The 10,261-nt window shown below is 47.8% G+C and carries 10 protein-coding genes and 1 tRNA gene; 1 reads left to right on the top strand and 10 read right to left on the bottom strand.

Annotation, left to right across the window (positions count from 1 at the left end):
* Positions 1-159: 159 nt before the first annotated feature.
* From coaE to C7N83_RS11410, 5 genes are all read right to left on the bottom strand, one after another.
* The gene (gene coaE, locus C7N83_RS11430; RefSeq protein ID WP_106742779.1) at positions 160-765 is read right to left on the bottom strand and encodes a dephospho-CoA kinase; all 606 of its coding nucleotides are present in this window, start codon (positions 763-765) and stop codon (positions 160-162) included.
* A complete protein-coding gene (locus C7N83_RS11425; RefSeq protein ID WP_106742777.1) occupies positions 766-1,629 on the bottom strand; it encodes a prepilin peptidase in 864 nt (287 codons plus the stop codon). It lies immediately after the preceding gene.
* A 1-nt stretch (position 1,630) separates the two neighbouring features.
* Positions 1,631-2,872 (bottom strand): type II secretion system F family protein, encoded by a 1,242-nt coding sequence (locus C7N83_RS11420; protein WP_106742775.1) that lies wholly within the window; start codon positions 2,870-2,872, stop codon positions 1,631-1,633.
* 69 nt (positions 2,873-2,941) lie between these two features.
* Complete coding sequence (pilB, locus tag C7N83_RS11415; protein WP_106742774.1) at positions 2,942-4,621, bottom strand: type IV-A pilus assembly ATPase PilB; 1,680 nt, start codon at positions 4,619-4,621, stop codon at positions 2,942-2,944.
* A gap of 351 nt (positions 4,622-4,972) precedes the next feature.
* Positions 4,973-5,048: transfer RNA gene (locus C7N83_RS11410), tRNA-Phe, on the bottom strand.
* A 271-nt stretch (positions 5,049-5,319) separates the two neighbouring features.
* Here C7N83_RS11410 and C7N83_RS11405 point away from each other — a divergent pair.
* The gene (locus C7N83_RS11405; protein WP_245911215.1) at positions 5,320-5,862 is read left to right on the top strand and encodes a hypothetical protein; all 543 of its coding nucleotides are present in this window, start codon (positions 5,320-5,322) and stop codon (positions 5,860-5,862) included.
* 120 nt (positions 5,863-5,982) lie between these two features.
* Here the strand turns inward: C7N83_RS11405 and groL are convergent, their stop codons facing one another.
* From groL to C7N83_RS15340, 5 genes are all read right to left on the bottom strand, one after another.
* Complete coding sequence (gene groL, locus C7N83_RS11400) at positions 5,983-7,617, bottom strand: chaperonin GroEL (RefSeq protein ID WP_106742771.1); 1,635 nt, start codon at positions 7,615-7,617, stop codon at positions 5,983-5,985.
* An 82-nt stretch (positions 7,618-7,699) separates the two neighbouring features.
* Positions 7,700-7,987: a co-chaperone GroES gene (gene groES, locus C7N83_RS11395; RefSeq protein ID WP_106742769.1), complete on the bottom strand. Its 288-nt coding sequence runs from the start codon at positions 7,985-7,987 to the stop codon at positions 7,700-7,702.
* 501 nt (positions 7,988-8,488) lie between these two features.
* Entirely contained in the window at positions 8,489-8,647 is a 159-nt protein-coding gene (locus C7N83_RS11390; RefSeq protein ID WP_245911216.1) for a ferredoxin reductase domain-containing protein, read from the bottom strand.
* 466 nt (positions 8,648-9,113) lie between these two features.
* A complete protein-coding gene (locus C7N83_RS11385; RefSeq protein WP_106742766.1) occupies positions 9,114-9,488 on the bottom strand; it encodes an alpha/beta hydrolase in 375 nt (124 codons plus the stop codon).
* A gap of 566 nt (positions 9,489-10,054) precedes the next feature.
* Positions 10,055-10,261: hypothetical protein (locus C7N83_RS15340; protein WP_211296652.1), on the bottom strand; the 207-nt coding region annotated here is incomplete at its 5' end.

The following is a 10,261-nucleotide window of genomic DNA, read 5'->3' as shown; positions in this document are numbered from 1 at the left end:
TAAGGATACGGTAAATGGTTGCTTTGCTGACTTGGCATTGCCGGGCCGGCGAAGTAACGGTGGTTTTATCCTGCGCGCTGATGTGGGGTGAGCTGGGTGTTTTTGTGGGTGTTCATTTCAGTATTGTCTTTCCAATACGGTAAACAACGCCGGCTTTTCTTACAACTTAAGTGTGTGGATATAATAACGGTGCAAACATTGGATTTTCTGGGCAAGCTCGGCGAGGCTGCCTTCGTTTTTTATCACATCATCGGCATGGAGTAAACGCTCACGGCGTGGCGCTTGGCTATCAATAATACGGCGGATTTCATCCTCATTAAGTCCGCTCCGCTGTTTTACACGCTCGATTTGCGTAGTTTCATCAACATCAATCACCAAAACACGTTGCACCAAGGCAAGAAACGGCGGATTTTCTACCAGCAGCGGCACATCTATAATGCCGTAAATTTCATCAGAATATCGCGCCTGTTGAAGGCAGATTTCTTCCAATATCAACGGAAACATCAAAGATTCGAGTATGGCTCTGGTTTGAGGCCGTCTGAACATTTCTTCACGCAAAACAGCGCGGTTCAGACGGCTTTCACTGTCGAATACATGCACACCAATGGTTTCTCGGATGGCAGTCAAGGCTTTGCCGTTATCTGCCGTCAGGCAGCGGCTGAGTGCATCGGCATCGATATGCGGCACACCCAGCGCCATAAATTCGGCCGCTGCTTGCGATTTGCCGCTGCCGATACCGCCTGTTAATCCGACCCAAGCCGTCATTTAAAATCCTGATTTACTTAGCCACCATTGAATCAATTGACGAATCGGTTCATTAGCAATAAAAATAATCCAACCAGCCACTGCCAAGCTCGGTCCGAAAGCAAACTGCTGCCCTTTACCGACATGCGATATAACCGCACCGATAATGCCGATTAAGGCCGCCATAAACACCAGCACCGGCAACACGCCAGCACCCAGCCACGCGCCAAGTGCGGCCAATAATTTAAAATCGCCGCCACCCATGCCGGTTTTCCCGGTCAAAAGCTTATAGACGTAACACAGCAACCATAAGCCCATATAACCGCATACCGCACCCAACACCGCCGATTGCAGTGTGGCAAACGCGCTGTTGAAGTTATAAAGCAAGCCCAGCCATACCAGTGGCAAAGTCAGAGAATCAGGCAGATATTGGGTATCGTAGTCAATAAATGCCAGCACAATCAGCGTGGCGGTGAGAATCAATCCACCGAATGTCAGCCATGACCAGCCGTATTGCCACGCCACCACACCGAACAATACGCCAGTAAGCAATTCAATCATCGGATAACGAATGCTGATAGGCATCTTACATGAACCACATTTGCCGTCCAACAGCAGATAACTCAAAATCGGAATATTCTGCCAAGCCTTTACCGGCGCATAACATTTCGGACAACGTGAATCCGGTTTGGACAAAGTCAATGGCTCCTCTTCTTCGGCAGTGAATGGCAAATTTAAATGTTCTTTGGCAAACTGCGTCCAACCGCGCTCCATCATGAGCGGAACACGGTAAATCACCACATTCAAAAAACTACCGATTAACAAACCAACTATCGCAACCAATGGCACAACAACCGGCGCTAAGGCATTCCATGTTTCCAACATCTTAGCCTACCACGCTGCCCAAGTTGAACAGCGGCAGATACATCGCCACGAGCAACACACCGATTACAGTACCCAACACCACCATGATAATCGGCTCCATCAGCGAAGATAATTGCGAAACGGAATTATCTACTTCGTCTTCATAAAATTCTGCAACTTTGTTCAGCAGATCATCCAAAGAACCTGATTCCTCGCCGATAGCGGCCATCTGAACCACCATATTCGGAAACATTTCCGTCGTCTGCATACTGGAAGTCAGCGACAAACCTTGAGTAACTTTGGCACGGATATCTTGTGTGGCTTCTTCATAAAGAATATTGCCCGAAGCACCCGCTACCGAATCCAATGCCTCCACCAGCGGCACACCAGCGGCAAACAAAGTAGAAGTTGTCCGCGACCAGCGTGCAATGGTAGCTTTTTTCACAATAGAGCCAAAAATCGGCAATTTCAGCATCATAGCATCCACACGCTTCTGGAAGGCCGGCGAATTTTGGTGCAGCTTATACACACCAAAACCGATTACAATCAAGCCGATAATCATTATCCAGCCGTATTCGACGAATATATCGGAAATATTCATCACTACCTGAGTCAGCCACGGAAGTTCAGCACCCATGCTGTTATACACTTCTTTAAATGCGGGCAACACAAACATCATCATAACGAACAGCAACACCACAGCCACCACCACAATCGAAATCGGGTAAGTCAGTGCGGTTTTGACTTTTTTCTTAATGGCCTGTGTTTTCTCTTTATAGACAGCCAATTTATCCAACAAACTTTCCAATACGCCACCGGTTTCGCCGGCAGAAACCAAATTGCAGTAGAATCGGTCAAAATATTTCGGGTGCTTGGCAAAAGATTTGCCCAATGCGCTACCCTGCTCCACTTCAGCACGGATTTGCATCAGCATTTGGGTCATGGTAGGATTCGAATGGCCGCGTGCCACAATTTCAAAAGCCTGCATCAAAGGCAAACCAGCCTTCATCATGGTGGCCAATTGACGGGTAAACACCGTTATGTCTTCTTGCGTGATACGGCGTTTGCGTACTGCTTTGACTTTACTGATGCGCAATGGTCGGATACCGCGACGCTGAAGCTTTTTACGCGCTTCGTCTTCGTCTCTCGCCACTACTTCACCGCGGACAATTTGATCGGTATGGGTATTTTTACCTTCGAATGTAAAACGTTTACCTTTGCTCTTTTGGGAGAGCATACCCTTTTTTTGCGCTGCTTGAGCCATAATTACCCCTTAATTTCATACAAGAAAGAATGGGAAAAACAATTCTCCTTGCATTTTCCATCCTTAAAATCAGTCATTGGTATGTGCCGTTACTTCTTCTAATGAAGTCAAACCCTGCATCACTTTCAACAAACCGGCACGGCGTAAATCAACCATACCTTCTTGATAAGCCATGTTTTGGATATCGACTTCTGTGCCGTTATCCATAATCACACGCTGCATTTCTTCGCTAATCGGCATCACTTCATACACGCCGACACGCCCTTTGAAACCTTTACCCCGACAGCTGTCGCAACCGACCGGATGATACATCTGCCAATCTTTTGCCAAATCTTCATCGGTAAAACCGACTTTTTTCAACGCAGGCACCGGTGGGCGTTCGATTGCTTTTTTACAGCTCGGGCACAATCGGCGCAAAAGACGTTGCGCCATAATCAGCGTCACCGAACTGGCAATGTTAAACGGTGCCACACCCATATTCAGCATACGGGACAAAGTAGCCGGCGCATTATTGGTATGTAGCGTCGAGAACACCATATGGCCTGTTTGCGCGGCTTTAATCGCGATGTCGGCGGTTTCCAAATCACGGATCTCACCGACCATGATGATATCCGGATCCTGACGTAGGAAAGATTTCAGCGCGGCAGCAAATGTCAAGCCTTGTTTGTCGTTCACGTTAACCTGATTAATGCCCGGCAAGTTAATCTCGGCAGGGTCTTCCGCCGTGGAAATATTCACGTCTTCCGTATTCAAGATATTCAGGCAGGTATAGAGGGAAACTGTTTTACCCGAGCCTGTAGGGCCTGTCACCAACACCATCCCGTAAGGCCGATGAATCGCTTCAAGCAGCATTTCTTTTTGAAACGGCTCAAAACCCAATTGATCGATATTCAATCCGGCCGCATCCGAATTCAGAATACGCATCACCACTTTTTCACCGAACAAAGTTGGCAAGGTGCTCACACGGAAGTCAATCGGACGGCCATGTTTATGAAAGGCAATCTGAATACGGCCATCTTGCGGCACGCGTTTTTCAGAAATATCCAAACGCGCCATCACTTTAATACGCGATGCCAACTGTCCACGCACGGCAACCGGCGGCTGCACTACTTCGCGCAATTGCCCATCCACACGGAAACGCACGCGCGCCATTTGTTCGTAAAACTCAAAATGTATATCCGATGCCCCTGCATTCAAGGCATCAGACAATGTTTTGTGAATAAAGCGCGGAATCGGGCCATCTTCCGCTTCTTCGTTATCAATATACAAAGCTTGCGATGGCTGGGAAGATTCCTGCTCTTGGCTGATTTCTTTCAAAATAGTGGTCGAGCGCTGCCCAATCCATTCCAATAAGGAGCTCAACTGATCATGCGGCACTACCACCAAATCAACAGAAACGCCTGAAGAAAAAGCGATTTTTTGAAAATTTTGAATCTGAGTCGGATCGGAAACTGCCAAATAAACCTTGCGGCCACGACGGAAAATCGGCACACAGCGGTTTTGCACCATCTGCTCTTCGGTCAAAATATCTGTCAAAACATCGCTGCGCGGATAATGACGCAAATCCAACAAAGGATAGCTGAACACGCGCGCTACCAGCTCACCTAAGGCTTTAGGTGAAATTACACCGTCATCAAACAACACCGGCACAATGTCTTTATGCTCTTTGATGGCTGCTTGATAATGTTCTGCCTGAGTAGGCGTAATGGTTTGACTTTGCGCCAATACGCGCAGTAATCCGACACTCATTTTAACCTGATCCGTTTCTTGCAAAGCTGCATCCCTAAGCTTTGCCATGTGTATAATTTGATTATGAATACCCTGAAATTTCCGGCAGCCTTTTGTTTTCCCTTGACCGAACGGTGCGGGTCATTTATTTTCGCTTGATGTTATTTTTTATTGTTCTTAATTATTAGATATGCAATTTCGTTATTATAAAACAAGCTGAGCCAGTCTCAAACCTGCTTTTGAAATTATAACAACAATTAGAAACTATTTCACAACAGATATAAAATTTGAGCTATGTACGCATAAAAAGGCCGGATAATTTCCAGCCTTTTCAAATCTTTTAGATAAAAAAATAACCGCTGAAGCGGTTGGTGGTGGCCAGAGGCGGGATCGAACCGCCGACACACGGATTTTCAATCCGTTGCTCTACCAACTGAGCTATCTGGCCGTCATGTGTTTTGCTGCGAGATGCGTATTAAACCAAAAACACCGTATTCACGCAAGCCTTATGTGACGGAAATATTCATAAAATAACTAAACTCATGTTTTATATTGAATTAAAATTTCATGATTTTGTCAGAATTTCAAGCATTTTCTACGAATTTATTTTATTAGGCTGTCTGGAAAACAGAATCATAGTCGCCCGTCCTGTTTTTAAGCTACAATGATCGTTTTCCCTTCTATAAAACACACACATGCTTTATCAATTTCTAAAGGATATGCTTAATATTCTTCGCTTGCGTTACCGGGCGCCGATGGAATATCTCTACACACTGCCCGTCATCACCGCTGTTTTATTGCTGCTGGGCGTGATTAACGCGGCCAGCATGTCGTCTTTGTTCGGCCAACACCCTGCTGCCATTATGTTTGCAGTTTTGCTGACGGTGGTGAAATGGCTGGTTTTGAGCCGTGCCATGCGTGCGGTTATCCATTATTACGGTGGTGCGCCGCGTTTGCCGTTATGGGGATTTACCTTGGCTTCGGAAGCCTTGGGGATTCCTATACTGGCCTTGTTTTATGTACCGCAACTGGCTTCGGTCGCGCTGTTTTACCAAGTATGGATATTCTGGGTGCAAGCCATCGGTTTTATGAAAATGGGTAATATCTCCGGCTGGAAAATCATGCTCGGCTATGCCTTGTATCTTCTCGGCACGCTGGCCACCGGTTCAGTTCTGCTGATTCTGTTTATCCAAGCCGGCTGGATGGACGCGGATATGTTAAACCAGCAATTGCAAACCATCATGCAGCTTAAAGAATTTTGATATCTCGGTATTCAAGGCCGTCTGAATTTTTCGGACAGCCTTGTTCTTTGTCCATAAAAATCCCACACAGCCAAAACCGTGTGGGATGTTCATTGGACAATCCGAAGCGTTCGGACGGTTTTACATCATGCCGCCCATACCTCCCATACCGCTCATATCAGGCATAGCCGGTTTGTCTTCAGGGATTTCGGCAATCATGCAGTCAGTGGTCAGCATCAAGCCGGCGATAGACGCGGCATGTTGCAGCGCAGAACGGGTCACTTTGGCAGGATCCAAAACGCCCATTTCAATCATGTCGCCGTATTCGCCGCTGCCCGCGTTGTAGCCGTAGTTGCCTTGGCCTTCCAATACTTTGTTCACCACCACACTCGGCTCGCCGCCGGCGTTGGCTACGATTTGACGCAACGGAGATTCAATCGCACGCAAGACGATTTGCACGCCGGCATCTTGGTCGGCATTGCCGGTGTGCAGGTTTTCCAGAGCAGAACGGGCACGCAGCAGAGCCACGCCGCCTCCGGCCACTACACCTTCTTCAACGGCGGCACGGGTCGCGTGCAGCGCGTCTTCCACACGGTCTTTCTTCTCTTTCATTTCCACTTCGGTGGCGGCACCGACTTTAATCACTGCCACACCGCCGGCCAATTTGGCCACACGTTCTTGCAGTTTTTCACGGTCGTAGTCACTGGTAGCCACTTCGATTTGCTGACGGATTTCCGCTACGCGGCCTTCGATTTGTGCGACATCGCCGAAACCGTCAATAATGGTAGTGTTTTCTTTACCGATTTCAATGCGTTTGGCTTGGCCTAAATCTTCCAAAGTGGCTTTTTCCAAAGACAAGCCCACTTCTTCCGAAATCACTTGGCCGCCGGTCAGAATGGCGATATCTTGCAACATGGCTTTGCGGCGGTCGCCGAAGCCCGGAGCTTTCACAGCCACAGTTTTCAGAATACCACGGATGTTGTTCACCACCAAAGTCGCCAAGGCTTCGCCTTCCACGTCCTCAGCGATAATCAGCAGCGGACGGCTGGTTTTGGCGATTTGTTCCAAAACAGGCAGCAAGTCGCGGATGTTGCTGATTTTTTTGTCGAATAACAACACAAATGGATTATCTAAAGCCGCGATTTGTTTTTCGGTATCGTTGATGAAGTATGGCGACAGATAACCGCGGTCAAACTGCATACCTTCAACCACGTCCAACTCGTTTTCCAAAGATTTGCCGTCTTCCACGGTAATCACACCTTCTTTGCCGACTTTTTCCATCGCTTGGGCAATGATTTGGCCGACTTGCTCGTCAGCGTTAGCGGAAATCGAACCCACTTGGGCGATTTCTTTAGAAGTATCGCAAGGTTTGGCGATATTTTTCAGTTCGCCCACCAAGGCTGCTACGGCTTTGTCGATACCGCGTTTCAGATCGGTCGGGTTCATACCGGCAGTCACGTATTTCATGCCTTCTGCCACGATGGCTTGCGCCAATACGGTGGCGGTGGTGGTACCATCGCCTGCCACGTCGTTGGTTTTAGAGGCAACCTCTTTCACCATTTGCGCGCCCATATTTTCGAATTTGTCTTTCAATTCGATTTCTTTGGCCACAGACACACCGTCTTTGGTAATCTGCGGGCCGCCGAATGCGCGCTCCAATACCACGTTACGGCCTTTAGGGCCCAAGGTTACGCGCACGGCATTGGACAGAGTGTTAACACCGTTCACCATTTTTTGGCGGACTTCGCTACCGAATTGTACGTCTTTTGCTGTCATTTATATTCTCCAATAAATTAAAATAAATTAACTGGTTGAGGCCGTTCGAATTCTTTTCAGACGGCCTGGATACGGATTCAGATTATTCCACAACCGCAAAAATGTCTTCTTCGCGCATGACCAACAGCTCTTCACCGTCGGCTTTCACGGTTTGGCCGCTGTATTTGCCGAAAATCACTTTGTCACCGACTTTCACATCCAAAGCACGGCGTTGGCCGTCGCGGCCCACTTTTCCCGCACCCACAGCAACCACTTCACCCATATCGGGTTTTTCGGCTGCAGCCCCCGGCAGCACGATGCCAGATGCGGTTTTTTCTTCAGCTTCAACGCGTTTTACCACTACGCGGTCATGTAAAGGACGGATATTCATGTAATATTCTCCAAAAAGTTACTTAACAAGTTTGTTTTGAGAATCCACAGATAAAAAAGATATCTGTTTCAACGCAACTGAAAATAAGGTTATCAGGGCAAAATTCAAGCCCCGATACGTAAATTTTTCTGCTGCCGTTGGTCATTATTTATCTTCAATTAATTTAAGGCCGCCTGAAACATTCAGGCGGCCTTAAGCCTTCTTACTTGATTTTTCAATATGATGCTGACAAAAATCCTACCGGCATTCGGCCTGCTGTTCAGTCCCAGCCTTGCTGTTCCTGATTTGAGCAAAACCCTCTTATGCGCCTGACAGCCGCTATCGTTTTGAGACACTGAATTTCCCAGAAAACGCTGCTACCGCATGTATTTAGGCATACCCAAAGCGGCCGCACCCATGCAAGGATACTGTGTTTTATATACGCTGGGCGGCAATGTCTTAACCGAAAAATCTGCCCCCCTCAACACTTAAACGCGTTTAAGCAGCCGCCTGTATTGGTATTCATCGGCTACGACACCGATTTGCGTTTCGACACCACTGCCCGTGCACACGACTACATATTGTCGCAGCCGTGTGGTGAGTTTGGCCGGTTTGGGCGCGTTCGGTAAAGGCGGAAGCGGAGCCGTTGTCGCCGTGCCGCACGAAATTAATCGTCAGCATGGCCGCTTCACGGTCGAAGTCGTGCACGGTATAAGTGCGTACAAACGGGCATTTTCCCCCTTCTGCCTATTTGGGGCCGTCAGATGTTATTTCAAGAAAGTTTGGCATGGTTTGACCGTCTGAAAGCAGGAATACTTTTGTCGGCGTGTTGTTGAAGGTATAAGGATAGTCGGTCTGGAACACAGTGAGGCGTAAGTGGCTGCCCATATCCTACCATGAAATGACTTAAATAAGAGGCGGGGGCGGTAAGGGTTCATTCTATTTTCCTCTGTTAGTGGGAGATGTTCGAACGTACGTTGGAGAGAAAGCCGTCTGAAAGGTAAAGGATTGTTGGTGTGGTGTAAATTCGTAGAACTTTAAATTACGTTAATTATGTCCAGTTCAAGCCACCGCCACATTAAACTGGCATAATTATTTATTTTTAATTCGGACAGTCTGTATTGAAATAAACAGGCCGTCTGAAAAATTATTTCCCTGAGGCAATCTTCAACGCATGCATAAACGACACCGGTAAAATATTGCCGTAACCTAATTTGGGATAGCCGATAAATTTGGCGCGGATGTCGCGCTGGAGGGATAAGTGTTCGCTCAAATGTTTGCTGGTGTCGGCCGGCAAACGAGCAACGGCTTGTTGTCGCGCTCGTGTTTGCACAAACTTTGTTTTAATCAGTAAAACGCGGTTGCGGAATACATCAGGCTGTCTGAAGGCAGTCTGGTATTGGTGGTACAGGTTGCCTTGCTGATACCACAATGCAAGGTTGGTGGCAGAGTAGGTAAAATTCTGTAGCAAGTTCAAAAGTGCGTACAGCACAAACAGGCTGTCGTAGGAATGTCCACACACATATTTGCCGTTCGGGATTCAGTGTCACGCGGGCTTCGATTTGCGGATGGATTGCGGTATTGACGAGTTGTAGGAAATCTGTCGTGCCGCTTTCGGTGAAAATTCCGCCTTCATCGTTTGGTGGCGAGTAGAAGCCCGCTGCCGAATATCTGTTTATCGGCGACCTCATCGCTCTGCCTGCGATGGAATCCATGCTGCTCGATATGGACGACAACGCACGCGGCAATGTGTTTGCGTTACTCTCTGAAAACGAAACCCTACCTGCCGCCATCTGCAAGGCGTATGCGTGCATACCGTTTATGCCGATCCGGAACAGCACCCTCAAATCATCGGTCAAGTGCGCCAAGCCCGCCTTGCCTCAGACCGCTATGCGTAGGTTGCCGGAGAAGCTGCAATGGTCGGCATGTTGCGCAATTTTGCGCGTAAAGAATGACAGCCCCCATCAAACAATGCTACGCCGGACCGTATTGGCGTTTGGGAGAAGCGGAAGAAAAATACCATTAAAAACGCCATGATTTTGTGGACAGCGATGGGGAATAAATCCTGCTGGCGTTTTTTTATCTATTTCAAACACAATAACCCAAGACCTTTGCAAATTCCTCATCTGTGTCACATTTCAAAGAATAAAGGTGTTGAAATAAAAAATTATTGTTTGCGACGGCAGACGCGGGCTGCTGCAACTGTTTCCCGGTATTCCTGTTCAACTTTGCCCACTCCACCAAGTCAAAACTGTCACCACCTACCGGACGCGCAAGCCGAAAACACAGGCAGGA

Origin of the sequence: Neisseria iguanae (assembly GCF_003013245.1) — a bacterium.
Classification (GTDB): Bacteria; Pseudomonadota; Gammaproteobacteria; order Burkholderiales; family Neisseriaceae; genus Neisseria; species Neisseria iguanae.
This window is presented reverse-complemented; position numbering and strand designations above follow the sequence as displayed.